This window comes from Sphingomonas caeni (genome assembly GCF_026013415.1).
Lineage (GTDB): Bacteria > Pseudomonadota > Alphaproteobacteria > Sphingomonadales > Sphingomonadaceae > Sphingomonas > Sphingomonas caeni.
In genome coordinates, this window is record NZ_JAPDOK010000003.1 from 538,157 (window position 1) to 563,334 (window position 25,178).

The window sequence follows — 25,178 nt, forward strand, 5'->3', positions numbered from 1 at the left end:
GCGCTCTTTTAACCGTCATCGCTTAGCAAATGGTGGATTTACCCTGGCCGAAGCCCGGGATTATTCGTCCGAGGACACGAACTGGATGAACTGGCCCGCCAGGCTCTTCCACGTATCGAGATTATCCTCGAACAGCACGCGTGGCATGCCGCCATGATCGGTGTCGAGGTCCATCTCGAGCACCGGATCGCCCTCATCGTCATTATAGGCGAAGGCGAAGCGGTGCTTTTGGTTCCAGCCGTTCATCCGGTCGTTGCTGATCACCGGCTCGGTGAAGCCCATGTAGAATTGGAGCGTCTTGCACCCGCGGTTGTCGGTGCAATTGTAGAAGACCACCACCCAAAGCGTGCCGTCGAGGTCGCTCTTGATCATTGGATCGCCTTCGCCGTCCTTGGTCAGCTCGACGGTGAAACCCTTGTCGCGCATCACCGAAGCGATCTGCTCGGGATTGGTTGCGGAAACGAGCTGCTGCGCGCTGGCCGGAGCCGCCGCGGCGAAGCCGGCAAACAGGAACAGCGCCACAAGCGCCTGACGAAAACGGATCATAGCTTCCTCTCTCTCTGACCATCAATGCCCCCTAGGGGCTTAGGGCCTGTGGCACGGCGGCACAACCGCTGGACGAAGCGCTTTCGCCACCGCATGCTCAGATACGGAGCAAATGGGGGAGCGGACGGATGCGGATGGCGAGGCTGGCGGGGGCGGGGATGGCGCTGCTGCTGTCGGGCTGCATGTTCGCGGTGGCTCCGCAGACCTTCGAGAAACCCTATGCGAGATCGGGCAGCGAGGTCCGCAAGGCGATGGCGGCGGCGCTGGAGAGCGGCGACAAGGCCGCGCTCACCCGGCGCGCGATCGAACTGGCCTGGATGGGCGGGACGCTTTCGGACGCCACGCTTGCACGGATCGCGCCCAGCCTCGATCCGGGGGCATTCAGCCGCGCGCGGGTGAGCTGGTTGGCGGGGCGAGAGCCGCCGCTTGCCGGATTGAAGCGGCGGTTCGCGGCCAACGCCATGCCGAATGACGAGCCGGAGCCGTTCGCCCAGGTGCCCGCGGAGTATCGGCTCGTGGAGGGAATCGCCTGGGACGAGAAGACGCAGCGGCTGTTCGTCGGGACGGTGATCGAGGGACGCCTCGCCTATCGTGATCGGGACGGGAGCTGGCATGAGGTACCGGTCGGTTCGCCGCGCGGCGGCTTGTTCGGGATGGCAGTCGACGCGGAGCGCCGGCTGCTGTGGATCGCAACCGGTTCGGTCGAAGAGACGGCGGTTGCGGGCGAGCGGATGACCGGGCTGATCGCGGTCGATCTGGAGACGCTCAGGGTCGTGCGCCGCGTCCCGCTGGCGGCGGGGGCGGCCGGCGCGGCGGGCGACCTCGTGATCGCCGCCGACGGCACCGTCTATGTCAGCAATGTCCTTTCCGGTGCGATCCATCGTTGCCGGCCCGGCTGCACGGTGCTGGAGGATTTCCTGCCCGCCGGCACGTTCCCCAATCCCCAGGGACTGGCGGTCTCCGCCAACGGCAAGCGGCTCTACATCGCCGACTATCTCTCCGGCCTGTGGGTCGTCGATCCGCGTACGGGAGCGAAAGTGCCGATCCGGATCGGCGAGCCGTTGATGCTCGAGGGGATCGATGGGCTGGTAATCACCCACAACAATCTGGTCGCGATCCAGAACGGCACCCGCCCGCGCAGGATCGTGCGCTTCCTTCTCGACCGCGACGGCGACCGGATCCTCGAAACCAATGTGCGCGCGACGGTCGCGCCGGAGGCGGGCGATCCGACATTGGGGGTCAACCGCGCCGCGACGGGCGAGATGTTCGTGGTCGGGGACGGGCAATGGGAGCGCTATGGCCCGGGCGGCGTCCTCAAGGACGGCGCGCCGCTGCGCCCCACGCCGATCCTTCAGGTCGCCCCGTTCGACGACATCATCATCTGAGCCGCCGGAAAGGCCCGGCGCTCAATCGAAGATGGCCTTGGAAAAGTTGGACATGATCGCCATCCAGAATTCGATATGATCCTCGAACAGCACCGGCGACATGCCGCCATCGTCGAGATCGATGTCCATCTCGACCACCGCGTCGCCATCCTTGTCGATATAGGCGCGGCCGAAGCGGCTGTCGCGGTTCCAGGTGTTGACCTTCTCGATCGTCGCGCCGCTGTCCTTCCAATAGGACCATAGCCCCAGGGTTGTGCAATCGCGGTGCGCCGTGCAGCCATAGAAGAGGACGAGGAAGGTATAGCCCTTGCCGCTCGCCTTGATCATCGGATCGCCTTCGTCGTCCTTGGCGACCTCGGCGGTGAAACCCTTGGCGCGGATCGCGGAGGCGATCGCCTCGGGACTGGCGGCGGTGATGTTCTGCGCAAACGCAGGCTGGGCGGCGACGCCGGCAAAGGCGAGCGTGAGGGCGCATAGAAGACGTAGCATGGGCATGATGATCCCTCCCCGTGGAATGCGCGCCGGAGAATAACCGATGCCGGGCCGCGTGCAACGGCCAAACCATTGAGCTTGCAGGGCCGGGCTGCGCCGCTATCCTGCCGCCGTGGAGGGACAGAGCTCATGAAATGGACGGCGATGATCGCGCTCGCGCTGGCGGGCATTCCGGTGGCGGCGCAGGCGCAGACCCAGGTCGACGAGAAGGTCGGCAGCTGGTCCGTCCAGGGCAAGGGTGGCGATTGCATCGTCGGCACCTTCCAGCCGGGCGGCATGGTGATGGTCACCGCGCCGGCATCGGGCGGGGAGAATCACGGCGGCTTCATGATCTCGCAGCGTGAGATCGAGGTTCCCGATGGGCCGGGCGCCACGCTCGAAACCACGGGTACCGGCTCCTTCAGCGGCACGCGTCCGATGATCGGCTATAGCGATGTGCCCGCCTATTGGGTTTCCTTCCCGAGCGACGACACGATCGACGGCTTTTCGGACAATTTCCGCGTCAAGGTCAGCCGCGACGGCGAGACGATCATCGACGTTTCGGTGAGCGGTTTCACCGAGGCGCGCGCCGCGCTCCGGCGGTGCATCGCGAAGACCCGCTAGGCCCGCTGCGCCCGGGCTAATTGCGAGTCATTCTCACTCTCCGGGGCGTTGCGTCATGGTGCGCTCGGTCCTAAAGCCCGGGGCAGATTCCGCATCCGCGAGAAGAGCCCTTGGTCGACCTGTCACAATATCTGCCGATCCTGTTGTTTCTGGGCGTCGCGGTGGCGCTGTCGACCGCTTTCGTGGTCTTGCCGATGATCGCCGCCCGCTTCACCGGGGCGCACAAGCCATATCCTGAGAAACTCACCGAATATGAGTGCGGCTTCCCGGCCTTCGAGGACAGCCGCAGCCAGTTCGACGTGCGCTTCTATCTGGTCGCGATCCTCTTCATCGTCTTCGATCTGGAGGCCGCGTTCCTCTATCCCTGGGCGGTGTCGGTCTTCAAACTCGGGATCCATGACAAGGGCGTCGCCTGGGCGGCCTGGATCTCGATGATGATCTTTATCGTCGAGCTGGCGCTCGGCCTTGTCTATGCGTGGAAAAAGGGAGCGCTGGAGTGGGAGTAGAGCTTAGCCCGCCGGCGCCGGGCACCTTGCCCGACGTCAGCTTCCTCAACGACATCAATGCCGAGCTGGGCGACAAGGGCTTCCTCGTTACCTCGACCGAGGATCTGTTCCAATGGGCGCGCACCGGCTCCTTGTGGTGGATGACCTTCGGGCTCGCCTGCTGCGCGGTCGAAATGATCCATGTGAACATGCCGCGCTACGACATGGAGCGCTTCGGCGCCGCGCCGCGCGCCTCTCCGCGGCAGAGCGACGTGATGATCGTCGCGGGGACGCTGTGCAACAAGATGGCCCCGGCGCTGCGCCGCGTCTACGACCAGATGTCGGAGCCCAAATACGTGATCTCGATGGGCTCGTGCGCCAATGGCGGCGGCTATTATCACTATAGCTACAGCGTCGTGCGCGGCTGCGACCGGATCGTGCCCGTGGACATCTACGTCCCCGGCTGCCCGCCGACCGCCGAGGCCTTGCTCTATGGGATCATGCAGCTCCAGCGGAAGATCCGCCGTTCGGGGACGATCGAGCGGTGAGGAACACACTTTCCATCAGAATGCTGAGTGCCGCACTGGCGCTGATGGTCGGCGCTAGCGCTGCGTTCGCCGCGACTACGGACGTATGGACGCGCTCTGCGCCGCCCAACGGGGCCTTCTCTGTCGAGACGCCGTGCACCGCGTCCGAAATCAACGCGCTGAAGAACCCGCCCGGCGATGCCATGCCGATGAAGGTCGAGCCAGACGCGCGCCTGATCTGCAAGAAGGGGAAGATCCTCTTCTTCGCGGGACAGGCCGCTGTCGGTGCGTTGCCTGCGGGCGTGACTTCAATCTTCGATAGGATCGCCGATGGCGTTACCGCCGACGGAGGCGCGAAGGGCAAGCCGCGCACTCTCACCATCGATGGCCATCGTGCGCTGATCAATCGCGACGATTCTGAGGGCCCGATGGCGCAGACCGGCGTCATCGAAGTCGATGCGAGAACGATCATCGTGTTGGTGGCAGGTGTCGAACAAGGCAGCGATATCAGTCCAGTGGATCAAGGCAAGATGATCGACCGCTTCTATGGCTCGATCCGGGTGATCGCCAAATGACCTTGCTCCATTCCGCTCCGAAATACGTCTCGAACGACGGCGTGATCGATGCCGCCAAAGCTGCGCTCGGCGACATGCTGCTCGCGTCCGAGGACAAGGTGGGCGAGGTCAACCTCACCATCGACCGACCGCGGCTCGTCGAGGCGATGATCGCGCTCCGCGACACCAAAGGCCTCGAATATCAGCAGTGCATGGAGATCGCCGGGGTCGACTATCTCGACCGCGCCGAGCGCTTCGATGTCGTCTATTGCCTGCTCAGCCTCACCCGCAATCACCGCATCAAGGTCCGCGTGACCACCGACGAGGTGAAACCGGTCCCCTCGGTCACCTCTATCTGGCCGGTCGCGGGCTGGCTCGAGCGCGAGGTGTACGACATGTACGGCGTGCTGTTCGAGGGTAATACCGACCTGCGCCGCATCCTCACCGATTACGGCTTCCAGGGGCATCCGCAGCGCAAGGACTTCCCGCTCACCGGCTATGTCGAGCTGCGCTATTCCGAAGAGGCCAAGCGCGTCGTCTATTCGCCGGTCGAGCTGGCGCAGGACTTCCGCAACTTCGACTTCATGAGCCCGTGGGAAGGGGCGGAATATATCCTGCCGGGTGACGAGAAGGCGCCCGCAGCGCCACCCGCGCCTGCTCCCGCGCCGCCGCCGCCCGAAGCCGCCAAGCCCAAGCGCGCCGCGAAGGGGGCGAAGAAATGAGCATCATCGAGCGCGATCCCGCCATCGCTAGCGACACCGAGATCCAGAACTATACGATCAATTTCGGCCCCCAGCATCCGGCCGCGCATGGCGTGCTGCGCCTGGTGATGGAGCTGGACGGCGAGATCGTCGAGCGGCTCGATCCGCATATCGGCCTGCTCCATCGCGGCACCGAGAAGCTGATCGAGTACAAGACCTATCAGCAGGCTTTGCCCTATTTCGACCGGCTCGATTACTGTTCGCCGCTGTGCATGGAGCACAGCTTCGTCCTCGCGGTCGAGAAATTGCTCAACCTCGAAGTGCCGATCCGCGCGCAATATCTCCGCGTCTTCTTCGCCGAGCTGACGCGCATCTCGAACCACATGCTCAACCTGGGCAGCCACGTCATGGACGTCGGCGCGATGACGCCGAACCTGTGGATGTTCGAGCTGCGCGAGGATTGCCTCAACTTCTTCGAGCGCGTTTCGGGTGCGCGGATGCACTCCAACTATTTCCGCGTCGGCGGGGTGCACCAGGATGCGCCGCTCAAGCTGCTGACCGATATCGCCGACTGGCTCGACACGCGGCTGCCCAAATTGTTCGGCGACGCGATCAGCCTCGTCGCCGAGAACCGCATCTTCAAGCAGCGCAACGTCGATATCGCCATCGTCAGCCGCGACGACGCGATCCGCTGGGGCTTTTCGGGCCCGATGATCCGCGGCGCGGGCATCCCCTGGGACCTGCGCAAGTCGCAGCCCTATGAGGTCTATGACCGGATGGAGTTCGACGTGCCCGTCGGCACGCGCGGCGATTGCTATGACCGGTTCATGGTCCGCGTCGAGGAAGTCTATCAGTCGGCGCGCATCATGAAGCAGTGCCTTGCGCAGATGCCCGAGGGCCCGATCATGACGCTCGACCGCAAGATCGGCCCGCCCAAGCGCGGCGAGATGAAGCAGTCGATGGAAGCGCTGATCCACCACTTCAAGCTCTTTACCGAGGGCTTCCACGTCCCCGCGGGCGAGGTCTATGTCGCGACCGAGAGCCCCAAGGGCGAGTTCGGCGTCTATCTGGTCGCCGACGGCACCAACAAGCCGTACCGCTGCAAGATCCGCCCGACCGCGTTCAGCCACCTCCAGGCGATGGGATACATGTCCAAGGGCCATATGCTCGCAGACACGACGGCGATCCTCGGCGCGCTCGATATCGTGTTCGGGGAGTGCGACCGGTGAGGGCGGCTTCGGCCCTTCTTGTTGCGGCGTCGCTCAGCTTCGCCGGAACGGCGAACGCGCAGAGCGGGCCATCCCCGGCGTTGAATACTTACATCGATTATTTGGTGGGTAGAACCGACGCGCTGGACGTATCGGTTCCTCGGACTTTTTTGTTCGTTGATACTACTGGTCAGAGCAAAGCCCGCCCAATCGAAGAATTGCGCCCTCTGATTTTCGGTTGTGACTGGACGGGCCGTACTGCCACCGGATGGGAGCCGTACGAGCTTCAGTGGAGTGGCCATTGCTCAAAAAGCGACCCCGGGGAGACCATTTTGGTCATCTTAAGGGGCACTCGCACCAGTGTTGAGCGGGTCGAAGTGCGTATCGGCAATGGGCAAATGATATTTCCGCCGGCCCCGTCGCGCTCTGCAGGGAAGTCGGACTGATGACTGGTACGCTTCTCTCCTCCCGCCTCGACCTCGTCGACCGGCTGATGGGTCACTATAACGCCCTCGACGCGGACGCTTATGCCGACATGTTCGCTGAGGGCGGCAGCGAGGCGATGTATCGCGGCGACGTGGTTCGCGCGGGCCGCGAAGGCGTGCGCAGCGGCATGAAGGCGGTGTTCGCCGAATTCCCCGAGAACCGCGCCGATGTGCTCCAGAAATTCCAGCTGGGCGACCGGGTCGTCCTGCACGAACGCGTCTATCGCTCCAGCACCGCCGAGCCCTTCGAGGTGATGACTGTCTATTCGTTCGATGGGGATCTGGTCGAGCGCGTGGAGTTCATCCGGTGATGCGCCGCACGTCGATCCTGCTTGGCCTCGCTGCCTGCGCGCTTGCGCTGCCTGGATATGCGGTTGCAGGGGATCAGACCGCCGATGTTGCGCTGGTTGCCCGCTATCTCGACATGCTGCGGAGCGGCAAGGACGCAAACGCGTTGCTCAGCGATGCGCCGATGCTGATCGATTCCAAGACGCAGCAGCCCCGGCCGCTCGCCCAGTTCGTTACCTATGCAAATGCGTGCCAGATCAAGGAAATCAGAGCGATTCCCGTGTCTAGCCGCTCCCGCATGCCGATAGGCGTCACTTGGGGCTGCGGCCCGCACGCGACGCAGGAGCGTAGCGCATCCTTCTGGTTTGAAGGCGACCGGATCAGCAAGATCAGCTGGGGAGAGCCCTTGGTGATCCAGATCGCGCCCATGCCAACGCCCAATGGACAGAATTGATGGCTGAAAAACCCCCTCTCGAAGACACGCCGGAGCTTCGCGCTCGCTGGGGCGGCTTCGCCTGGACGCCTGAGAATGCCGCCAAGGCCAACGAGATCCTCGCGCGCTATCCCGCGGGGCGCCAGCAGTCGTGCACCATCCCCTTCCTCGACCTCGCCCAGCGCCAGGTGGGGGCGGAGACCAATACGCAGGGCTGGCTGCCGATCCCGGTGATCGAGTTCGTCGCGCGCCAGCTCGAGCTGCCCTATATCCGCCTGCTCGAGGTCGCGAGCTTCTACACCATGTTCAACCTGCATCCGGTGGGCCGCTACCATGTGCAGGTCTGCGGCACGACGCCGTGCTGGCTGCGCGGGTCGGACGATGTCTTCAAGGCGTGCAAGGCGCGTGGCATGAAGAAGGGCCACACCACCGAGGACGGGCTGTTCACTCTCACCGAGGTCGAGTGCATGGGCAATTGCTCGTCGGCGCCGATGGTGCAGATCAACGACGATAATTACGAGGATCTCGATTACGACCGCACCGCGGCGATCCTCGACGCGCTGGCGAAGGGCGAGACTCCCAAGACGGGCACCCAGGAGCCCGGCCGCCACACCGTCGAGCCGCTCGGCGGCCCGACCAGCCTCACGGCAATGGTGTCCGAGAACCACGATTATCGGGGAGAATGGGCATGAACGGCGACAACAAGAACCTGATCATCACGATCCTCGCCATCATCGGCGGGCTCGTCGTGCTGGGCTGGTTCCTGCGGCTCACTTTCGCGCTGCTCGGGCCGCTCTTCTTCATTGGTGCGGCGGTGCTGATCTACCTCATGTTCTTCAAGCGGAACCGATAGATGCCCAAGGCAGCAAAGACCGGGGTCCCGATCCTCGGTGTCATCTTCCTGGCGCTGGCGCTCTTCAAGTTCGTCCAGGGTGATTCCTGGGTGGTCTGGTTCGTGCTGGGATTCGTGTTCGGCGGCTTCGGCATCTTCAATCTGAACCGGCGAGGGGGGAACCAGACGTGAGCCTTGCCGACAAGGACCGGATCTTCACCAACGTTTACGGCTATCAGCCCTGGGGGCTGAAGGCCGCGATGGGCCGTGGCGATTGGGACAAGACCAAGGCGCTGATGCAACTCGGCCAGGATCCGATCATCGATCTGATCAAGGCATCGGGGCTGCGCGGGCGCGGTGGGGCGGGGTTCCCGACCGGCATGAAGTGGAGCTTCATGCCCAAGGAGCCCAAGCCCGAGCGGCCCAACTTCCTCGTCATCAACGCCGACGAATCCGAGCCGGGCAGCTGCAAGGACCGCGAGATCATCCGCCACGATCCGCACAAGCTGATCGAGGGCGCGCTGATCGCCGGCTTCGCGATGCGCGCGCGGGCGGCGTACATTTACATTCGCGGCGAATATATCCGCGAGGCGGAGACGCTGTTCGCGGCGGTCGCGGAGGCGTACGCCGCCGGCCTGATCGGCAAGAATGCCTGCAAGTCGGGCTATGATTTCGACGTGTTCGTCCATCGCGGCGCGGGCGCCTATATCTGCGGCGAAGAGACCGCGATGCTCGAAAGCCTCGAGGGCAAGAAGGGCCAGCCGCGCCTCAAGCCGCCCTTCCCGGCGGGAGCGGGCCTTTATGGCTGCCCGACCACGGTCAACAATGTCGAATCGATCGCGGTCGTCCCCACGATCCTGCGCCGTTCGCCCGAATGGTTCGCGAGCTTCGGCAACGAGGGCAATCGCGGCACCAAGCTCTTCCAGATCAGCGGCCATGTCGAAAAGCCGTGCGTGGTCGAGGAAGCGATGAGCATCCCGTTCCGCGAGCTGATCGAGAAGCATTGCGGCGGCATCCGCGGCGGCTGGGACAATCTGCTCGCGGTGATCCCGGGCGGCTCCTCGGTGCCGCTCGTCCCCGCGGCGCAGATCATGGACTGCGCGATGGATTTCGACGGGCTCAAGGCGGTCGGATCGGGGCTCGGCACCGCCGCGGTGATCGTCATGGACAAGTCGACCGACGTGGTCGCCGCGATCAGCCGCATCTCCTATTTCTACAAGCATGAGAGCTGCGGCCAGTGCACCCCGTGCCGCGAGGGCACCGGCTGGATGTGGCGCGTGATGGAGCGGCTGCGCACCGGCGACGCGGATATCAGCGAGATCGATACGCTCTACAACGTCACCAAGCAGGTGGAAGGGCACACCATCTGCGCGCTCGGCGACGCGGCGGCATGGCCGATCCAGGGCCTGATCCGCCATTTCCGCCCCGAGCTCGAGCGCCGGATCAACGAGCGGGGCAATGGCGATGCCCCGATGCAGGAGGCAGCGGAATGAGGGGAGCTCTGCTTTGCGGCGCGGCCGCGCTCGGCCTGGCCGCCATCCCGGCACAGGCGCAGACGGTGCCGGACAGCCAGGTGCGCAAATCGGCCGCGGCGTTTGCCGAATGTTCGGTGGGGCAGGCGGGCGGGGCGTGGCGCCGCCAGTTGCTGCGGCCCTATGGCGACACCGCCACCCATGCGATGATGAGCCGCCTGCTCGACGGCGCGTGCAGCAATCAGCCGGGCTGGGACCAGGTGCTCAAGGCGCCGCGGCTTCAGTTCCGCAGCTTCATCTTCGACGCGCTCTATCGCGCCGATTTCGGTGATGCGCCGCAGCCCGCCGATCTCGCGGGGCTCCAGCCCTTGGTCTATCCCGTTGCCGAAGGGCTGAACGAGGAAAACGCGCGGCCCTATCTCGTCAGCGTCGCCTTTGGCGACTGCGTCGCGCGGCAGGACCCCGCGGGCGCCCGCGCCTTCATGCTGAGCCGGGTCGAGACCGCCGGGGAGACTGCGGCGCTCCAGGCGCTGGCCCCGGCTTTCCAGAACTGCGTGCCGCAGGGCGCCGAGCTGACCCTGACCCGTTCCAAGGCGCGCGCGACGCTCGCCGAGCCGCTCTACCGGTTGACGCAAGCGAGGGTGAAGCCATGAAGATGCCGACCGCGATCCTCGCCGCCCTGCCGTTGCTCGCGCTGGCCCAGCCCGCCGCGGCGCAGAGCGTTTCGACCTCCTCCTATCGCGCGACGCTCGATTTTGCGGGCTGCGCGCTGACCGCCAACGGTGCCGATGCGCGCGCGCTGCTGGCGACGGCACCCGACAGCGCGGGCGAAGCGGCGATCGCTGCCAGGCTGGCCGGCACCGCGGGGTGCGGCACCGTGCCCAACGACAAGGCGCTGCGCGGCGCGATCGCCGAGCGCGTCTATCTCGCCACCTACACTGCGGCACCCGCCGCCCCGGCCGCCGGTCCGGCCGCGCCCTTCAAGGGCAGCGGCAACACCGCGCTCGCCAATTGGGACATTACCCGCTGTGCCGCGACGCGCGATCCGGTGAGCGCCGACATGCTGATCCGTTCCGAATTGCGCTCTCCGCAGGAAAAGGAAGCGATCAAACGCTTCATCCCGGTGATCGGCGCCTGCACCCCCGCCGGCTTCCAGGTCGGTTTCGACCGCGAGCGGATGCGCGGGCTCGTCGCCGAGGGGCTGCTGGCGGTTCGTGCCGGAGGCGCTCAGTAATGCGCCGGCTTTGGCCTTTCCTCTTGGGAGTCATCGGGTTGACGCTGGCGCTTCCCGCCGCGGCACAGGAAACGGGTACGCGGATCGCGCCCGCAGGACCTCCGGCCGTGATTCCCGACGCCGGCCTATCTCCGGCAGACCGAGCACGCGTTACGATCGTCGAATTTGCGAGCTGTGTCATCAATGTCGATCGCAAGCGTGTGATGGCGGCGCTGTCGCTGTTTCCCAGCGAGGCAAACGCTGGCGCGCTGGGCAAACTGGCGAACGACGATTGCCTTGCTGCTGGCGAGCTGCGGTTCAACACGCTCCTGTTCCGCGGCGGACTCTATACCGCGCTCTATCGCGAGCGGTTCGGGCGGCAGATGCCGGCATTGCCGCAGGGGCCGGCCAATTTCAGCGCGGGCGCGCCTCAGCCGCTCGATGCCGACGCGGCCAAGGCGATCGCATTGCGCGAATTCGGCGAATGCGTCGTGCGGGCCGATCCGGCGACCGCGCACGCCATCGTCACCGTCAGGATCGGTAGCGCCGAGGAGGCCCGGCTCTATACGGTGCTGGGCCCGCTTCTGGGGCCGTGCGTATATGAGGGGCAGGAAGTGAAGTTCAGCAAGACCGTCCTGTCGGGCCTGTTCGCCGAAATCCTGTACCGAGACGCCACGGAGGGCAGCGCGACGCCGCCCGCAGGGAATAACTGATGCCCAAGCTTACCGTTGACGGAATCGAAATCGAGGTCCCCGCCGGCGCCACCGTGCTCCAGGCGTGCGAGGCCGCGGGCAAGGAGATTCCGCGTTTCTGCTATCACGAGCGGCTGTCGATCGCCGGCAATTGCCGCATGTGCCTGGTCGAGGTGAAGCCCGGGCCGCCCAAGCCGCAGGCAAGCTGCGCGCTGCCCGCCGCCGACAATCAGGAGATCCGCACCGACAGCGCGATGGTGAAGGCCGCGCGCGAGGGCGTGATGGAGTTCCTGCTCATCAACCACCCGCTCGATTGTCCGATCTGCGATCAGGGCGGCGAATGCGACCTGCAGGACCAGTCGATCGCGTACGGTCGCGGCCACAGCCGCTACACCGAGAACAAGCGCGCGGTGACCGAGAAATATATGGGCCCGGTCGTCAAGACCGTGATGACCCGTTGCATCCAGTGCACCCGCTGCGTGCGCTTCGCCGAGGAGGTCGCCGGGGTCGAGGAGATCGGCGCCATCTATCGCGGCGAGGACATGCAGATCACCTCGTACCTCGAAAAGGCGGTGACCAGCGAACTCTCCGGCAATGTCGTCGATCTCTGCCCGGTCGGCGCGCTAACCTCGAAGCCCTATGCCTTTGAGGCGCGGCCCTGGGAGCTCAAGAAGACGCTGGCGATCGACGTCTCCGACGCGGTCGGCACCAATATCCGGCTCGACAGCCGCGGCCGCCAGGTGCTGCGCGCGCTTCCGCGGATCAATGAGGACGTCAACGAGGAATGGGCGCACGACAAGACGCGCCACCATGTCGACGGACTGGTCCGCCGGCGCCTCGACCGGCCGTTCGTGCGCAAGGACGGGCGGCTCTACGAGGCGAGCTGGGACGATGCCTTCGCCGCCATCGCCAAGGCCGCGAAGGACGCCGGATCGAGCGTCGCGGCGATCGCGGGCGATCTGGTCGATTGCGAGACGATGTTCGCGGCCAAGGCGCTGGTCCGTTCGCTCGGATCGGGGCTGATCGAGAGCCGCCAGACGGGCCTTGCCTATGACGTGACCAATCTGGGTGCGGTGGCGTTCAATCCCACCATCGCCGGCGTCGAGGATGCCGATGCGATCCTGCTGATCGGCTCGAACCTGCGCTGGGAAGCGTCGCTGATCAACACGCGCGTGCGCAAGGCGATCAAGAAGGGCGCCAAGGTCTTCGCGATCGGGCCCGAAGTCGATCTCACCTACAAGGTCGAATGGCTCGGCAACGATCTCGGCCTGCTCGCCAAGCTGCCCGAACAGGTCGTGCAGGCGTTCGACGGGGCGAAGCAGCCGCTGGTGATCCTGGGGCCGGGCGCGCTCACCAAGGGCCATGGCGCCGCGCTCGCGCTCGCCAAGCCGATGAACCTCGTCCGTGAAGGCTGGAACGGCTTCGGCGTGATCCACCTGGCGGCGGCGCGGATGGGCGCGCTGATGCTCGGCTTCGCCCAGCGCGGCGGCATGGCTGACATCCTCGCCGCGCAGCCCAAGCTCACCTTCTTCCTTGGCGCCGACGAGGTCGATTTCCCGCGCTTCGAGGGCAGCTTCAAGGTCTATATCGGCCATCATGGCGATGCCGGCGCGCACCATGCCGACGTGGTGCTGCCGGGCGCGAGCTATGCCGAGAAGCCCGGCACCTATGTGAACCTCGAGGGCCGCGTCCAGCGCAGCGAACGCGCGGTGTTCGCCCCCGGCGATGCGCGCGAGGACTGGACGATCCTGCGCGCGCTGTCGGACAAGCTCGGCCACACGCTGCCGTTCGACCATCTCGACGAGCTGCGTGCGGCGATGGCGGCTGACGTGCCCGCGCTGGGGCAGGAGGGGCTGGTCCGCTACGACTGGGCGCCGCCCAAGCTCAGCGCCAAGGCAGGCGGCGAGATCGCCTATCCGCTCAAGGATTTCTACCTCACCAACGCGATCTGCCGCGCCAGCCCGACGATGCAGCGCTGCTCGGCCGAACTGATCCACGGCGAGACTTTCGCGGAGGCGGCGGAGTGAGCGGGGGCTTCGATATCGTGATGCGCCGGATGCCGCAAATCATGACGGTGCTCGCCGTGGTGTATTATGTGGCGACGGTGACGGTCTCGCTGACCATGGGTGACGAGCTGAACCGCAATTTCGGCGATGCCGTGCCCCCCGAGTTCCGGCTGCGGGCGTTCATGATCATCTTCGTGCAGCCGCTTGTCAGCGCAACGATACTGCTGTTCGGCGCCGCCTTGCTGTGGCGGATCGATCGGTGGATTGCCAATCAGGGAGCGGCCAAGTGACCGCATTCTTCCAATCCTTCGGCTTGCCCTTCGAATGGTCATGGTTCCTCTCGACCATCATCGGCATCCTCCTCATCGCACTCCCGCTGATGCTCGCGGTCGCGATGGTCATCTATGCCGACCGCAAAATCTGGGCGGCGATGGCGCTCCGGCGCGGGCCCAACGTGGTCGGGCCCTGGGGCCTGCTCCAGAGCTTCGCCGACGGGCTCAAGGTCTTCCTCCAGGAAACGATCATCCCGTCGAGCGCCAACAAGGGCCTGTTCCTGATGGCGCCTATCATCACCTTCACGGTCGCGCTGATCGTGTGGGCGGTGGTGCCGTTCCAGGCGGGGGTGGTGCTCGCGAACATCAATGTCGGCGTGCTCTACGTCCTCGCGGCCTCGTCGCTCGGCGTCTATGGGGTGATCATCGCGGGCTGGTCGTCCAACTCGAAATATCCCTTTTACAGCGCGCTGCGCGCCGCTGCTCAGATGGTGTCTTATGAGGTCGCGATCGGCTTCGTGCTGATCTCGGTGGTGCTCTACGCGGGCAGCTTCAACCTCACGGACATCGTCGAGGGGCAGAAGGGGCATATCTTCCACGTCGTGAACGCCTATGGCCTCAATCCCTTGCTCTTCCCGATGGCGGTGGTGTTCTTCATCTCCTCGCTCGCCGAGACCGCGCGCCCGCCCTTCGACCTGACCGAGGCCGAGTCCGAGCTCGTCGCGGGCTATCAGACCGAATATTCGTCGATGAGCTTCGCGCTCTTCTGGCTCGGCGAATATGCCAACGTCCTGCTGATGTGCACGCTCAACGCGACGCTCTTCTGGGGCGGCTATCTCCCGCCGGTCGACTGGGCGCCGCTCTACTGGGTCCCCGGCATCCTCTGGCTGTTCGCCAAGATCGGCTTCTTCTTCTTCCTGTTCAGCTGGGTGAAGGCGACCGTCCCGCGCTACCGCTACGACCAGCTGATGCGGCTGGGCTGGAAGATCTTCCTGCCGCTCTCGCTGATCTTCGTGTTCCTGATTTCGGGCTGGCTGATGGTCGAGCGGGTGGGGCTGACGGGATGATCGCCGCGCTTCTTTTGTTCGCCAGCTCAACTATGCCCCCGGACGTGACGTTCGATTGCCGGGCCGCGACTTCATTTCGAGTCTATGTGCCCGGAAACGGTTTCACGTTGGCTTACCGGATTGACGATGCCAACCTGAGGGCGAATCTGCCAGCGCTGGTTCAGCCGCGTCGTTATGCCTATGAAAAGCTCGAAGGGACGTTGTCATCGGGCATCGTCTATACTTGGAAGAATCCCGGCACGAATGCGCGGTTGCGGCTGGTAATCCGTAACTATGATGGAGCGGCAGCGAGCGCGGATTATGCCATCGAGACGGCAACTGCAGACAATCCGAATGCGTTCAGTCAGGCGCTCAGCGGAACCTGCTCGGCGACTTTCGAGCCGAGGGATGTTCCGCTCGAACTGGTTTCACTCGAAAAAGTAAGTATCGATCGCGGTACGTATGGCTGCTTTGCTCCTGATTCTGCAGGTGGCGGATTCCGCATCGTGACGATCGAAAAGACGGACGATATTAACCTTCTTGAAGTCGGTGATATCAGGGCGGAAATCGAGGAAATCTCTGCTTTTCGACAAGGGAAGGTCATCGTTCTCAAGCTGGTATCCGGTTCGAATGGCGGGATTGAATTCACGATGCGGCGCGTGGATTTCGGATATGACAGCGCAGAGCTGGTGCTGAACGACGGCAAGGAGGAGCTTTCCTGCTCTCGTTTGCCCGATATGCCCGCGCCAGCATCATGATCGCCGCCGCCCTCATCCTCGCCCTTGCAGTGCCGGAGGAGCCGATGAAGCTCGCTTGCACGCTCGGCTTTGAGGACGGCACCACGCGTACTGCGCGCGTGGTGATCATGCTCGATGGCGGCCGCGGCGTCAGCTTCGAGGATGCGGAGAATCTACTGGGCGACGATCATGGCAGGATCAGCCCCAATCGGCGCGGCTGGTCGGTCAAGCGCGGGAAACAGGGCAGCGTCAGCACCATCCTATTGCGCTCGAAAGTGACGAAGACCGGCCATGGCGCGCAGGTCCGGCTGAGCCGCAACGAAGCCGGCCAGTATGAAGGCCGTTACTATGTCAACCAGGGCATGATGAGCGAAACCATCGCCTATGGCGCCAGCGGGCCGATCAGCTGCGACGTGGTGGAGGGCGCGGCGGCATGATCCTCGCGCTCGCCCTCGCGCTTGGTGCGGCGATTCCGCCGCCCGACATCCTGTTCGATTGCCAGGTCGAGCAGCGCCTGCCCGAGGGCGGCGAGGCGCGGAGCCATCGTGTCGCGCTCTTCTATCCCCGTGGCGCCGCGTCCGGCGCCGGAAAGGGCGATCGGCGGCTCGACGTGGTCGATCCGGATCGGGTCCTCGATTTTCCGCGCATGTCACCGGTTTTGCTTTTCGCCGTGGGCGTGGCGAGGAATGGCGGCTATCCGCCGAGCATCCGCATCGATTTTCCGCCAAGCACGGGGCCGGGGCCGCACGGCGAAACCTGGGAACCGCTCGACGGGGGCGGGTTCTTCGACACGAAGATCGATTGGCGGAACCACACCGCGTCGGTCTCGCTGGGTCGTCGGGCGAAGCAGATCGGCTGGTCCGCCGATGGCCCCGTCGCCAAGCGCTACGACGGCGCGTGCACGCTGCGCACCGGAAGGTCGGCATGGGCCGCATTCAAGGGTATCAATCAATGAGTATCGCCCAAACCATCCGCTCCTTCACCCTGTGGGAGTTCGTCAAGGCGCACGCGCTGACGCTGAGCTATTTCTTCAAGCCCAAGGCGACGATCAACTATCCGTACGAGAAGAACCCGATCTCGCCCCGTTTCCGCGGCGAGCATGCGCTGCGCCGCTATCCCAATGGCGAGGAGCGTTGCATCGCGTGCAAGCTGTGCGAGGCGGTGTGCCCGGCGCTGGCGATCACGATCGAGGCCGAGCCGCGCGAGGACGGCAGCCGCCGGACCACGCGCTACGACATCGACATGACCAAGTGCATCTATTGCGGCCTCTGCCAGGAGGCGTGCCCGGTGGATGCGATCGTCGAGGGCCCGAATTTCGAATTCGCCACCGAAACGCGCGAGGAATTGATCTACGACAAGTCGAAACTGCTCGCCAACGGCGATCGCTGGGAACGCGCGATCGCCGCGAACCTTGCCGCCGATGCACCGTACCGTTAAGCGCGCCGCAACAGTGGGACACGCGATGATTCACGCCTCGACCGTCACCCCGGCGAAAGCCGGGGCCCAGGGTCACGAAGGACAGCGTTTGAGGCTCTGGGTCCCGGCTTTCGCCGGGATGACGGAGGGCGTGCGTTGATCCAGCTTATCGCCTTCTATCTCTTCGCAGCGGTGGTGATCGCCTCCGCCACGATGACGATCCTGTCGCGCAATCCGGTGCACTCGGTGCTCTGGCTGATCCTCGCATTCTTCAACGCCGCGGGACTGATGGTGCTCGCCGGGGCCGAGTTCATCGCGATGCTGCTGGTCATCGTCTATGTCGGCGCGGTCGCGGTGCTGTTCCTGTTCGTGGTGATGATGCTCGACATCGATTTCACCGAGCTGCGCGCGGGCGTTGTCCGCTATGCCGCGGTCGGGATAGCGCTGGCGCTGGCGCTCGCCGCGGAGATCGTGTTCGCGGTCGGCGCGTGGCAGGCGGGCGGGATCGAGCTTGGCCGCCGCATCGCGCCGGTCGACGACAAGGTCCCGAACATCGAGGCGATCGGCAACCTGCTCTACACCAAATATCTGTTCGTGTTCGAAGGCGCGGGGCTGGTGCTGCTGGTGGCGATGATCGGCGCGATCGTGCTGACCCACCGCAACCGCAGCGACGTCCACAAGCAGAACATCAACCGCCAGATCAACCGCCGCCAGAAGGACGCGACGCGCAACATGCAGCCGAAGGTCGGGCAGGGGGTCGAGTTATGATCTCCGTCACCCACTATCTCGTCGTCTCGGCGATCCTCTTCGTGCTGGGCGTCGCGGGCATCTTCATCAACCGCAAGAACCTGATCGTCATCCTGATGGCGATCGAGCTGATCCTGCTCGCGGTGAACCTCAATCTCGTCGCCTTCTCGGCGGCGCTGCATGACCTGGTGGGGCAGATCTTCGCGATGTTCGTGCTCACCGTCGCGGCGGGCGAGGCCGCGATCGGGCTCGCCATCCTCGTCATCTATTTCCGCGGCCGCGGCACGATCTCGGTCGACGACGTCAATCGGATGAAGGGCTGATGTCGGCGATCCATTATCTCGTCTTCCTGCCGCTGCTGGCGGCTGCCGTCGCGGGGCTTGCGAACAAAGGCGCAGGCAGCACCCTGCCCAAGCTGGTGACCACGGGCGCGCTGTTCGCATCGGCAGCGCTCTCGTGGATGATCTTCCTCCACTATCTGGGTGAGGGCACCGAGCCGAGCATCGCGCCGGTCTTCACCTGGATCGCTTCCGGCAACCTGCAGGTCGAATGGGCACTGCGCGTCGACGCGCTGACCGCGGTCATGCTGGTGGTGATCACCAGCGTCTCGTCGCTCGTCCACCTCTATAGCTGGGGCTATATGGAGGAGGATCCGGACCAGCCGCGCTTCTTCGCCTATCTGAGCCTGTTCACCTTCGCGATGCTGATGCTGGTGACCGCGAACAACCTGGTCCAGATGTTCTTCGGCTGGGAAGGCGTCGGCCTCGCCTCGTACCTGCTGATCGGCTTCTGGTTCAAGAAACCCTCGGCCAACGCCGCCGCGATCAAGGCCTTCGTGGTCAACCGCGTCGGCGATCTCGGCTTCATGCTCGGCATCTTCGGCACCTTCCTCGTCTTCGGCACCGTCGATATCCCGACGATCCTCCACGAAGCGCCCAGCATGGGCGGCTCGACCATCGGCTTCCTGGGCCAGCGCTGGGATACGATGACGATCCTGTGCCTGCTGCTGTTCCTCGGCGCGATGGGCAAGTCGGCCCAGCTGGGGCTCCACACCTGGTTGCCCGACGCGATGGAGGGCCCGACGCCCGTCTCGGCGCTGATCCACGCCGCGACGATGGTGACCGCGGGCGTGTTCATGGTGTGCCGCCTGTCGCCGATGTTCGAGACCAGCCATGTCGCGATGGGTGTGGTGACCTTCGTCGGCGCCGCGACCTGCCTGTTCGCCGCGACCGTGGGCACCACCCAGACCGACATCAAGCGCGTGATCGCCTATTCGACTTGCTCGCAGCTCGGCTACATGTTCTTCGCCGCGGGCGTCGGCGCGTACGGCGCGGCGATGTTCCACCTCTTCACCCACGCCTTCTTCAAGGCGCTGCTGTTCCTCGGCGCCGGCAGCGTGATCCACGCGATGCATCACGAGCAGGACATGCGCTATTATGGCGGGCTCCGTAAGGAGATCCCGGTCACCTTCTGGACGATGATGGCGGGTACGCTCGCGATAACCGGCGTCGGCATCCCCGCGGTGCTCGGCAACCCGCTCGCGATCGGCTTCGCCGGCTTCCATTCGAAGGACGCGATCATCGAATCGGCCTGGGCGGCGGGCTTCCCGAGCGCGTTCTGGATCGGGGTGATCGTCGCGCTGATCACCAGCTTCTACAGCTGGCGGCTGATCTTCCTGACCTTCTACGGCAAGCCGCGCTGGGCCGCCTCCGAGCATATCCAGCACGCGCTCCACGACCATGCGCATGGGGCTGACGATCATCACGGCCATGACCATCACGCGCCCGCGACCGGCACCGGCGGCTATCATCCGCACGAGAGCCCCTGGACGATGCTGGTGCCGCTGGTGCTGCTGACCGTCGGCGCGGTCGCTTCGGGCTTCGTCTTCCACGGCTTCTTCATCGAGCCCGAGGCAGGCGAGCATTTCTGGCGCGGCTCGGTCGCGTTCAACGAGCATCTGATGCACGCAATGCATGAGGTGCCGCTGTGGGTGAAGCTGAGCGCGACCTTCGCGATGCTCGGCGGGCTCGCGATCGGATGGCTGGCCTATATCCGCTTCCCGGCCTTCCCTGCTGCGTTCGCCAGCGCCTTCCGCCCGCTCTACCTCTTCCTGCTCAACAAATGGTATTTCGACGAGATCTACCATTTCCTGTTCGTGAAGCCCGCCTTCGCGATCGGCCGCCTGCTGTGGAAGGCGGGCGACGAGGGGACGATCGACCGTTTCGGGCCCAACGGCTTCGCCAGGCTGGTCGCGCTCGGCAGCGCCGGGGCGGTCCGCCTGCAATCGGGATATCTCTACGCCTATGCCTTCGTCATGCTGATCGGCCTCACCGCCGCGATCACCTGGTTCATGGTGGGCTGAGGCAATGGAGCATTTTCCCATCCTGTCGATCATGCTCGCGGTTCCGGCCGTTGCGGCGATCCTGTGCCTCTACACGAACGCCGCGACCGCGCGCTGGATCGCGCTGATCGCGACTTTGGTCGATTTCGCGCTCGGCTGCTGGCTGTGGGCGAGCTTCGATCTCGGCCCGCACGCCGCGCAGTGGCAGTTTGTCGAGTTCCAGCCGGTGTTCGGGCGCTTTGCATACGCCCTCGGGATCGACGGTTTCGCGCTGATGCTGATCATGCTCAGCGTCTTCCTGATGCCGATCTGCATCCTCGCCAGCTGGGAAGCGATCGAGAAGCGCGTGCCCGAGTATATGGCCGCCTTCCTCGTCACCGAGGTGCTGATGATCGGCACCTTCGCGGCGCAGGACCTGCTGCTCTTCTACGTCTTCTTCGAGGCCGGCTTGATCCCGATGTACCTGATCATCGGCATCTGGGGCGGCGCGAACCGCATCTACGCGTCGTACAAATTCTTCCTCTACACGCTGCTCGGCTCGGTCGTGATGCTGATCGCGATGCTCTACATGATCGGGGTCGCGGGCACCTCGGACATCCCGAAGCTGATGGCGTACGACTTCGATCCGCATGTGCAGACCTGGCTTTGGCTCGCCTTCTTCGCGAGCTTCGCGGTCAAGATGCCGATGTGGCCGGTCCACACCTGGCTTCCCGACGCGCACGTGCAGGCGCCCACCGCGGGTTCGGTGATCCTGGCGGGCGTGCTGCTGAAGCTCGGCGGCTACGGCTTCCTGCGCTTCTCGCTGCCGATGTTCCCGGAGGCCTCGGCGCAGCTCGTCTGGCTCATCTTCGGGCTCAGCGCCGTCGCGGTGATTTACACCTCGCTGGTCGCGCTGGTGCAGTCGGACATGAAGAAGCTGATCGCCTATTCCTCGGTCGCCCATATGGCGATCGTGACGGGCGGGCTGTTCGCGTTCAACCAGCAGGGGATCGAGGGCGGCATGATGGTCATGCTCGGCCACGGCCTCGTCTCGGGCGCGCTCTTCCTGTGCGTCGGCGTGATCTATGACCGGCTCCACACCCGCGAGATCGACCGATACGGTGGCCTCGCGATCAACATGCCGCGCTACGCCGCCCTGTTCATGCTCTTCACCATGGCCTCGGTCGGGCTGCCCGGCACGAGCAACTTCGTCGGCGAGTTCCTGGGCCTTGCGGGGATGTACAAGGTCTCGACCACGATGACCTTGCTGTGCACCACCGGCATCATCCTCGGCGCCGCATACATGCTCTACCTCTATCGCCGCGTCGTGTTCGGTGATCTCACCAAGGACGACGTCAAGGCGATGCCGGACCTGAGCTTGCGCGAAATCCTCACCCTCGCGCCGATCGCGGCGGTGGTGCTGTGGATGGGTGTCTATCCCGAAAGCTTCCTCAAGCCGATGCGCGCCGACACCGAACGCCTCGTCGCCCGGATCGAGCGCGCGAGCCCCAAGGGGGATTCGCTCCCCACTGCCGGCCACCCCGCGGCCAAGCCCGCCCATGAAGCGCATGGGGAGGCACACTGATGGGCTATTCGGCACAATTGCTGATGACGCTGCCCGAGGTCGTGCTCGGCCTCGGCGCGATCCTGCTGATGCTCGTCGCAGCCTGGGGCGGGCAGGGCTCGACCCGCGCGGTCAGCCTCGCCGCGGTCGCAGTGCTGATCGGCGCGGGCATCTCGCTGATGGGCCCGGCTTCCGCGGGCGGCAGCGCGTTCGGCGGGCTCTACCGCGCGGACATGTTCGCGGCCTTCGCCAAGGCGGTGATCTTCGCCGCCGCCGCGGTTTCGATCCTGATCGCCCCCAAATTCTTCGCGACCACCAGCGGCGACGATCTCCGCCCCGAATATCCGGTGCTGATCCTGCTCAGCGCCGCCGGCATGGGAATGATGGTCTCGGCGGGGGACCTCATGTCGCTCTATGTCGGGCTCGAGCTCCAGAGCCTCTCGGCCTATGTCCTCGCCAGCTTCATGCGCCGCGACGCGCGCTCGGCCGAGGCGGGCCTCAAATATTTCGTCCTCGGCGCGCTCGCCTCGGGCATCCTGCTCTACGGCATTTCGCTCGTATACGGCTTCAGCGGCACCACGCTCTTCACCGATATCGCCCAGGCCTATGCGGGCCCGAAGTCGACCGGGCTGCTGTTCGGCCTCGTCTTCGTCTTCGCCGGGCTCGCCTTCAAGATCAGCGCGGTTCCGTTCCACATGTGGACCCCCGACGTCTATGAGGGTGCCCCGACCCCGGTCACCGCTTTCTTCGCCAGCGCGCCCAAGATGGCGGCGATGGCGATGGCGGTGCGCGTCGCGACCGAGGCGATGGGCCCCGCCGTCCATGACTGGCGCCAGATCGTCGTCTTCGCCGCGCTCGCCTCGATCGCGCTCGGCGCGTTCGGCGCGATCGGGCAGAAGAACATCAAGCGGCTGCTCGCTTACTCGTCGATCAACAATGTCGGCTTCGCGCTGATCGGCCTCGCCGCGGGGACGCAGGCGGGCGTCGCCTCGGTGCTGTTCTACATGGCGGTCTATGTCGTGATGACGCTCGGCTGCTTCCTCGTCGTGCTCCAGATGCGCGACGCCGAGGGCAACGCGATCGAGAGCCTCGACAGCATGGCCGGCATGTCGCGCACCCGTCCGGGCCTCGCACTGGCGATGATGATCTTCATGTTTGCGCTGGCGGGCATCCCGCCGCTGCTCGGCTTCTTCGCCAAGCTGGAGGTGTTCAACGCCGCGACCGCGGCGGGGCTGTTCCCGCTCGCGGTGCTCGGCATTATCGGCTCGGTGCCGGGGGCGTTCTACTATCTGAGCATCATCAAGCGCATGTATTTCGACGATCCCGCGCCGAAGTACGAGGGCAGGCCCGGGCTGGTCGAGGGCGGCCTGCTGCTCGCGGCCTCGGTCGCGATCTCACCGCTGGGGATGCTCGTGCTGCCCTGCCTTTCGGCTTGGACCGCGCTCGCCGCAAAGTCGCTGTTCTGACTATCGTCATCCGGACCGTCGCCGAGACGGGCTCGACCAATGCCGATATGCTCGAGCTGGCCCGTTCGGGCGCAACCGAAGGACTGTGGCTGCGTGCCGAGCGCCAGACCGGCGGGCGCGGCCGGCAGGGCAGGGCGTGGGAATCGCCGCCGGGGAATTTCTACGGCAGCACGCTGATTCGGGTGCGGCCCGGCGATCCGGGTCCGGCGACGCTGGCGCTTGTTGCTGCGGTAGCTCTGGAGGAAGCCATCTCCACCTTCCGTCATCCCGGCGAAAGCCGGGACCCAGAGTTCCGGGCGGCAGCCTGCGTGACTCTGGGTCCCGGCTTTCGCCGGGATGACGAGGTAGTGATCAAATGGCCCAACGATTTGCTGATCGATGGTGCGAAACTCTCCGGTATTCTCTTGGAGCGCACTGGAGATGCTGTGGTGATCGGGTTCGGAGTGAACCTCGCCCACCACCCCGAAAATCTCGAACGCCCCACCACCAGCCTCGCGGCGCACGGCGCCACGGTCGCGCCCGAAATCTTCGCGGACGTCCTCGCCGAAAGCGTCGCCCGCTGGATCGCCAAATGGCGCGAAGGCCTCGGCCCGGTGCGCGAGCGCTGGCTCGCCCGCGCGCATCCGATCGGCACCGCGCTCACCGCGCGCCTTTCCGACGGCAGTGCGATCGACGGGCTGTTCCAGGGCCTCGATGCGGACGGCGCGCTCACCCTGCGCTTGGCCGATGGCACCAGCCATGTCATTCACGCCGCCGATGTGTTCCTGATCTGAGGACCAACCCCATGCTGCTCGCGGTCGATGCCGGAAACACCAATATCGTCTTCGCCCTTGTGGAGAGTGGCCAGATCCGCGCGCGCTGGCGCATCGCCACCGATCCGCGCCGCACCGCTGACGAATATGCCGTGTGGCTCAGCCAGTTGCTCGGCCTCGAAGGCTTCACCATGGCGACCGTCACCGGCGTGATCATCGGCACCGTGGTTCCCCGCGCGCTCCACAATCTCCAGGTGCTCGCGCAGAAATATTTCAAGACCGAGGCCGTGATCGCGGGGAAGGGCGATGCGGGCTGGGGATTCCAGCTCGATGTCGAGGAACCCGAGCAGCTCGGCGCCGACCGCGCGCTCAACTGCATCGCGGCGCATGCCAATCATCCCGGCGACCTGATCATCATCGATTTCGGCACCGCGACCACCTTCGACGTGATCGACTTCAAGGGCACCTACAAGGGCGGGGTGATCGCCCCGGGCATCAACCTGTCGCTCGACGCGCTCGTCACCGCCGCGGCGAAGCTGCCCCGGATCGCGATCGAGGCGCCGCACGGCAATAACAGCGTGATCGGCCGCAACACCGTCGATCAGATGCAGATCGGCATCTATTGGGGCTATGTCGCGATGATCGAAGGGCTGGTCGCGCGCACCAAGGCCGAGATCGGGCGCCCGTCGAAGGTAATCGCCACCGGCGGCCTCGCGGTGCTGTTCGAGAAGCAGACCCCGGTGTTCGACGTGATCGAGCCCGATCTGACGATCCAGGGGCTCGCCATGCTCTGGGAACGGAGCAAGGTATAACCTTCAACCGTTCGGGCTGAGCTTGTCGAAGCCCCGTCTTTCCTCCTAGGGCGGAAGAAGAAGAACGGCCCTTCGGCAAGCTCAGGACGAACGGAAATAAGGGCACGTCCCAATCATGACAGGA

At 65.2% G+C, this 25,178-nt stretch carries 32 protein-coding genes; 30 read left to right on the forward strand and 2 right to left on the reverse strand.

Annotated features, from left to right (window positions below; all coding sequences use genetic code 11):
• Positions 1–60: 60 nt before the first annotated feature.
• On the reverse strand, positions 61–546 hold the full coding sequence (locus tag OF829_RS11235; protein WP_264940108.1) for a YbjN domain-containing protein: 486 nt from the start codon (positions 544–546) through the stop codon (positions 61–63).
• Positions 547–674: 128 nt separating this feature from the next.
• Here OF829_RS11235 and OF829_RS11240 point away from each other — a divergent pair, with 128 nt between their 5' ends.
• Positions 675–1,931 carry an SMP-30/gluconolactonase/LRE family protein gene (locus OF829_RS11240; protein WP_264940109.1) on the forward strand — a complete coding sequence of 419 codons (1,257 nt, stop codon included), beginning with the start codon at positions 675–677 and terminating at the stop codon, positions 1,929–1,931.
• A 21-nt stretch (positions 1,932–1,952) separates the two neighbouring features.
• On the opposite strand, the gene OF829_RS11245 is transcribed toward OF829_RS11240, so the two are convergent.
• Positions 1,953–2,426 (reverse strand): YbjN domain-containing protein, encoded by a 474-nt coding sequence (locus tag OF829_RS11245; protein WP_264940110.1) that lies wholly within the window; start codon positions 2,424–2,426, stop codon positions 1,953–1,955.
• 126 nt (positions 2,427–2,552) lie between these two features.
• On the opposite strand from OF829_RS11245, the gene OF829_RS11250 reads away from it, so the two are divergent.
• From OF829_RS11250 to OF829_RS11390, 29 genes are all read left to right on the forward strand, one after another.
• A complete protein-coding gene (locus OF829_RS11250) occupies positions 2,553–3,026 on the forward strand; it encodes a hypothetical protein (protein WP_264940111.1) in 474 nt (157 codons plus the stop codon).
• A 110-nt stretch (positions 3,027–3,136) separates the two neighbouring features.
• Complete coding sequence (gene ndhC / locus OF829_RS11255; protein ID WP_264940112.1) at positions 3,137–3,532, forward strand: NADH-quinone oxidoreductase subunit A; 396 nt, start codon at positions 3,137–3,139, stop codon at positions 3,530–3,532.
• The gene (locus OF829_RS11260) at positions 3,523–4,059 is read left to right on the forward strand and encodes a NuoB/complex I 20 kDa subunit family protein (protein WP_319951546.1); all 537 of its coding nucleotides are present in this window, start codon (positions 3,523–3,525) and stop codon (positions 4,057–4,059) included. Before ndhC ends, OF829_RS11260 begins: the two co-directional genes overlap by 10 nt.
• Before the next feature lie 20 nt (positions 4,060–4,079).
• Positions 4,080–4,613 carry a hypothetical protein gene (locus OF829_RS11265; protein WP_264940114.1) on the forward strand — a complete coding sequence of 178 codons (534 nt, stop codon included), beginning with the start codon at positions 4,080–4,082 and terminating at the stop codon, positions 4,611–4,613.
• Entirely contained in the window at positions 4,610–5,314 is a 705-nt protein-coding gene (locus tag OF829_RS11270) for an NADH-quinone oxidoreductase subunit C (protein WP_406701422.1), read from the forward strand. The genes OF829_RS11265 and OF829_RS11270 overlap by 4 nt, the downstream gene beginning before the upstream one ends.
• On the forward strand, positions 5,311–6,522 hold the full coding sequence (locus OF829_RS11275; RefSeq protein WP_264940115.1) for an NADH-quinone oxidoreductase subunit D: 1,212 nt from the start codon (positions 5,311–5,313) through the stop codon (positions 6,520–6,522). Before OF829_RS11270 ends, OF829_RS11275 begins: the two co-directional genes overlap by 4 nt.
• 424 nt (positions 6,523–6,946) lie before the next feature.
• A complete protein-coding gene (locus tag OF829_RS11280) occupies positions 6,947–7,297 on the forward strand; it encodes a nuclear transport factor 2 family protein (protein ID WP_264940117.1) in 351 nt (116 codons plus the stop codon).
• Positions 7,294–7,728, forward strand: a complete 435-nt coding sequence (locus tag OF829_RS11285) for a hypothetical protein (RefSeq protein ID WP_264940118.1) — start codon at positions 7,294–7,296, stop codon at positions 7,726–7,728. The genes OF829_RS11280 and OF829_RS11285 overlap by 4 nt, the downstream gene beginning before the upstream one ends.
• Entirely contained in the window at positions 7,728–8,399 is a 672-nt protein-coding gene (locus OF829_RS11290) for a complex I 24 kDa subunit family protein (protein ID WP_264940119.1), read from the forward strand. The genes OF829_RS11285 and OF829_RS11290 overlap by 1 nt, the downstream gene beginning before the upstream one ends.
• Positions 8,396–8,560 (forward strand): hypothetical protein, encoded by a 165-nt coding sequence (locus tag OF829_RS11295; protein WP_264940120.1) that lies wholly within the window; start codon positions 8,396–8,398, stop codon positions 8,558–8,560. The genes OF829_RS11290 and OF829_RS11295 overlap by 4 nt, the downstream gene beginning before the upstream one ends.
• Entirely contained in the window at positions 8,561–8,731 is a 171-nt protein-coding gene (locus OF829_RS11300; RefSeq protein WP_264940121.1) for a hypothetical protein, read from the forward strand.
• Complete coding sequence (gene nuoF, locus OF829_RS11305; RefSeq protein ID WP_264940122.1) at positions 8,728–10,032, forward strand: NADH-quinone oxidoreductase subunit NuoF; 1,305 nt, start codon at positions 8,728–8,730, stop codon at positions 10,030–10,032. Before OF829_RS11300 ends, nuoF begins: the two co-directional genes overlap by 4 nt.
• Positions 10,029–10,664: a hypothetical protein gene (locus OF829_RS11310; RefSeq protein ID WP_264940123.1), complete on the forward strand. Its 636-nt coding sequence runs from the start codon at positions 10,029–10,031 to the stop codon at positions 10,662–10,664. Before nuoF ends, OF829_RS11310 begins: the two co-directional genes overlap by 4 nt.
• Entirely contained in the window at positions 10,661–11,245 is a 585-nt protein-coding gene (locus OF829_RS11315) for a hypothetical protein (RefSeq protein WP_264940124.1), read from the forward strand. Before OF829_RS11310 ends, OF829_RS11315 begins: the two co-directional genes overlap by 4 nt.
• Before the next feature lie 203 nt (positions 11,246–11,448).
• Positions 11,449–11,937 carry a hypothetical protein gene (locus OF829_RS11320; RefSeq protein ID WP_264940125.1) on the forward strand — a complete coding sequence of 163 codons (489 nt, stop codon included), beginning with the start codon at positions 11,449–11,451 and terminating at the stop codon, positions 11,935–11,937.
• Positions 11,937–13,943 (forward strand): NADH-quinone oxidoreductase subunit NuoG, encoded by a 2,007-nt coding sequence (gene nuoG / locus OF829_RS11325; protein ID WP_264940126.1) that lies wholly within the window; start codon positions 11,937–11,939, stop codon positions 13,941–13,943. The genes OF829_RS11320 and nuoG overlap by 1 nt, the downstream gene beginning before the upstream one ends.
• Complete coding sequence (locus OF829_RS11330; protein ID WP_264940127.1) at positions 13,940–14,212, forward strand: hypothetical protein; 273 nt, start codon at positions 13,940–13,942, stop codon at positions 14,210–14,212. Before nuoG ends, OF829_RS11330 begins: the two co-directional genes overlap by 4 nt.
• Positions 14,209–15,261, forward strand: a complete 1,053-nt coding sequence (nuoH, locus tag OF829_RS11335; protein ID WP_264940128.1) for an NADH-quinone oxidoreductase subunit NuoH — start codon at positions 14,209–14,211, stop codon at positions 15,259–15,261. The genes OF829_RS11330 and nuoH overlap by 4 nt, the downstream gene beginning before the upstream one ends.
• Positions 15,258–15,998 (forward strand): hypothetical protein, encoded by a 741-nt coding sequence (locus OF829_RS11340; protein ID WP_264940129.1) that lies wholly within the window; start codon positions 15,258–15,260, stop codon positions 15,996–15,998. Before nuoH ends, OF829_RS11340 begins: the two co-directional genes overlap by 4 nt.
• A complete protein-coding gene (locus OF829_RS11345; protein ID WP_264940130.1) occupies positions 15,995–16,414 on the forward strand; it encodes a hypothetical protein in 420 nt (139 codons plus the stop codon). The genes OF829_RS11340 and OF829_RS11345 overlap by 4 nt, the downstream gene beginning before the upstream one ends.
• Positions 16,411–16,932, forward strand: a complete 522-nt coding sequence (locus OF829_RS11350) for a hypothetical protein (RefSeq protein ID WP_264940131.1) — start codon at positions 16,411–16,413, stop codon at positions 16,930–16,932. Before OF829_RS11345 ends, OF829_RS11350 begins: the two co-directional genes overlap by 4 nt.
• A complete protein-coding gene (nuoI, locus tag OF829_RS11355; RefSeq protein WP_264940133.1) occupies positions 16,929–17,414 on the forward strand; it encodes an NADH-quinone oxidoreductase subunit NuoI in 486 nt (161 codons plus the stop codon). The genes OF829_RS11350 and nuoI overlap by 4 nt, the downstream gene beginning before the upstream one ends.
• Positions 17,415–17,549: 135 nt before the next feature.
• Entirely contained in the window at positions 17,550–18,161 is a 612-nt protein-coding gene (locus OF829_RS11360; protein WP_264940134.1) for an NADH-quinone oxidoreductase subunit J, read from the forward strand.
• Complete coding sequence (nuoK, locus tag OF829_RS11365) at positions 18,158–18,463, forward strand: NADH-quinone oxidoreductase subunit NuoK (RefSeq protein WP_264940136.1); 306 nt, start codon at positions 18,158–18,160, stop codon at positions 18,461–18,463. Before OF829_RS11360 ends, nuoK begins: the two co-directional genes overlap by 4 nt.
• Positions 18,463–20,502: an NADH-quinone oxidoreductase subunit L gene (gene nuoL / locus OF829_RS11370; RefSeq protein WP_264940137.1), complete on the forward strand. Its 2,040-nt coding sequence runs from the start codon at positions 18,463–18,465 to the stop codon at positions 20,500–20,502. The genes nuoK and nuoL overlap by 1 nt, the downstream gene beginning before the upstream one ends.
• 4 nt (positions 20,503–20,506) lie before the next feature.
• Positions 20,507–22,045, forward strand: coding sequence for an NADH-quinone oxidoreductase subunit M (locus OF829_RS11375; protein WP_264940139.1), 1,539 nt, complete (start codon positions 20,507–20,509; stop codon positions 22,043–22,045).
• Positions 22,045–23,490, forward strand: a complete 1,446-nt coding sequence (nuoN, locus tag OF829_RS11380) for an NADH-quinone oxidoreductase subunit NuoN (RefSeq protein ID WP_264940140.1) — start codon at positions 22,045–22,047, stop codon at positions 23,488–23,490. The genes OF829_RS11375 and nuoN overlap by 1 nt, the downstream gene beginning before the upstream one ends.
• Positions 23,491–23,537: 47 nt before the next feature.
• Positions 23,538–24,263 (forward strand): biotin--[acetyl-CoA-carboxylase] ligase, encoded by a 726-nt coding sequence (locus OF829_RS11385; protein WP_264940142.1) that lies wholly within the window; start codon positions 23,538–23,540, stop codon positions 24,261–24,263.
• A gap of 11 nt (positions 24,264–24,274) precedes the next feature.
• Positions 24,275–25,054: a type III pantothenate kinase gene (locus OF829_RS11390; protein WP_264940143.1), complete on the forward strand. Its 780-nt coding sequence runs from the start codon at positions 24,275–24,277 to the stop codon at positions 25,052–25,054.
• The last annotated feature ends 124 nt before the right edge of the window (positions 25,055–25,178 follow it).

Excerpts from the sequence above, each read along its gene's own strand:
- OF829_RS11235 (WP_264940108.1), bottom strand. The coding sequence starts at position 546 with ATGATCCGTTTTCGTCAGGCGCTTGTGGCGCTGTTCCTGTTTGCCGGC.
- OF829_RS11240 (WP_264940109.1), top strand. The coding sequence starts at position 675 with ATGCGGATGGCGAGGCTGGCGGGGGCGGGGATGGCGCTGCTGCTGTCG.
- OF829_RS11245 (WP_264940110.1), bottom strand. The coding sequence starts at position 2,426 with ATGCCCATGCTACGTCTTCTATGCGCCCTCACGCTCGCCTTTGCCGGC.
- OF829_RS11250 (WP_264940111.1), top strand. The coding sequence starts at position 2,553 with ATGAAATGGACGGCGATGATCGCGCTCGCGCTGGCGGGCATTCCGGTG.
- OF829_RS11265 (WP_264940114.1), top strand. The coding sequence starts at position 4,080 with ATGCTGAGTGCCGCACTGGCGCTGATGGTCGGCGCTAGCGCTGCGTTC.
- OF829_RS11270 (WP_406701422.1), top strand. The coding sequence starts at position 4,610 with ATGACCTTGCTCCATTCCGCTCCGAAATACGTCTCGAACGACGGCGTG.
- OF829_RS11275 (WP_264940115.1), top strand. The coding sequence starts at position 5,311 with ATGAGCATCATCGAGCGCGATCCCGCCATCGCTAGCGACACCGAGATC.
- OF829_RS11280 (WP_264940117.1), top strand. The coding sequence starts at position 6,947 with ATGACTGGTACGCTTCTCTCCTCCCGCCTCGACCTCGTCGACCGGCTG.
- OF829_RS11290 (WP_264940119.1), top strand. The coding sequence starts at position 7,728 with ATGGCTGAAAAACCCCCTCTCGAAGACACGCCGGAGCTTCGCGCTCGC.
- OF829_RS11295 (WP_264940120.1), top strand. The coding sequence starts at position 8,396 with ATGAACGGCGACAACAAGAACCTGATCATCACGATCCTCGCCATCATC.
- OF829_RS11300 (WP_264940121.1), top strand. The coding sequence starts at position 8,561 with ATGCCCAAGGCAGCAAAGACCGGGGTCCCGATCCTCGGTGTCATCTTC.
- OF829_RS11310 (WP_264940123.1), top strand. The coding sequence starts at position 10,029 with ATGAGGGGAGCTCTGCTTTGCGGCGCGGCCGCGCTCGGCCTGGCCGCC.
- OF829_RS11315 (WP_264940124.1), top strand. The coding sequence starts at position 10,661 with ATGAAGATGCCGACCGCGATCCTCGCCGCCCTGCCGTTGCTCGCGCTG.
- OF829_RS11320 (WP_264940125.1), top strand. The coding sequence starts at position 11,449 with ATGGCGGCGCTGTCGCTGTTTCCCAGCGAGGCAAACGCTGGCGCGCTG.
- nuoG (WP_264940126.1), top strand. The coding sequence starts at position 11,937 with ATGCCCAAGCTTACCGTTGACGGAATCGAAATCGAGGTCCCCGCCGGC.
- OF829_RS11340 (WP_264940129.1), top strand. The coding sequence starts at position 15,258 with ATGATCGCCGCGCTTCTTTTGTTCGCCAGCTCAACTATGCCCCCGGAC.
- OF829_RS11345 (WP_264940130.1), top strand. The coding sequence starts at position 15,995 with ATGATCGCCGCCGCCCTCATCCTCGCCCTTGCAGTGCCGGAGGAGCCG.
- OF829_RS11350 (WP_264940131.1), top strand. The coding sequence starts at position 16,411 with ATGATCCTCGCGCTCGCCCTCGCGCTTGGTGCGGCGATTCCGCCGCCC.
- nuoI (WP_264940133.1), top strand. The coding sequence starts at position 16,929 with ATGAGTATCGCCCAAACCATCCGCTCCTTCACCCTGTGGGAGTTCGTC.
- nuoK (WP_264940136.1), top strand. The coding sequence starts at position 18,158 with ATGATCTCCGTCACCCACTATCTCGTCGTCTCGGCGATCCTCTTCGTG.
- nuoL (WP_264940137.1), top strand. The coding sequence starts at position 18,463 with ATGTCGGCGATCCATTATCTCGTCTTCCTGCCGCTGCTGGCGGCTGCC.
- OF829_RS11375 (WP_264940139.1), top strand. The coding sequence starts at position 20,507 with ATGGAGCATTTTCCCATCCTGTCGATCATGCTCGCGGTTCCGGCCGTT.
- nuoN (WP_264940140.1), top strand. The coding sequence starts at position 22,045 with ATGGGCTATTCGGCACAATTGCTGATGACGCTGCCCGAGGTCGTGCTC.
- OF829_RS11385 (WP_264940142.1), top strand. The coding sequence starts at position 23,538 with ATGCTCGAGCTGGCCCGTTCGGGCGCAACCGAAGGACTGTGGCTGCGT.
- OF829_RS11390 (WP_264940143.1), top strand. The coding sequence starts at position 24,275 with ATGCTGCTCGCGGTCGATGCCGGAAACACCAATATCGTCTTCGCCCTT.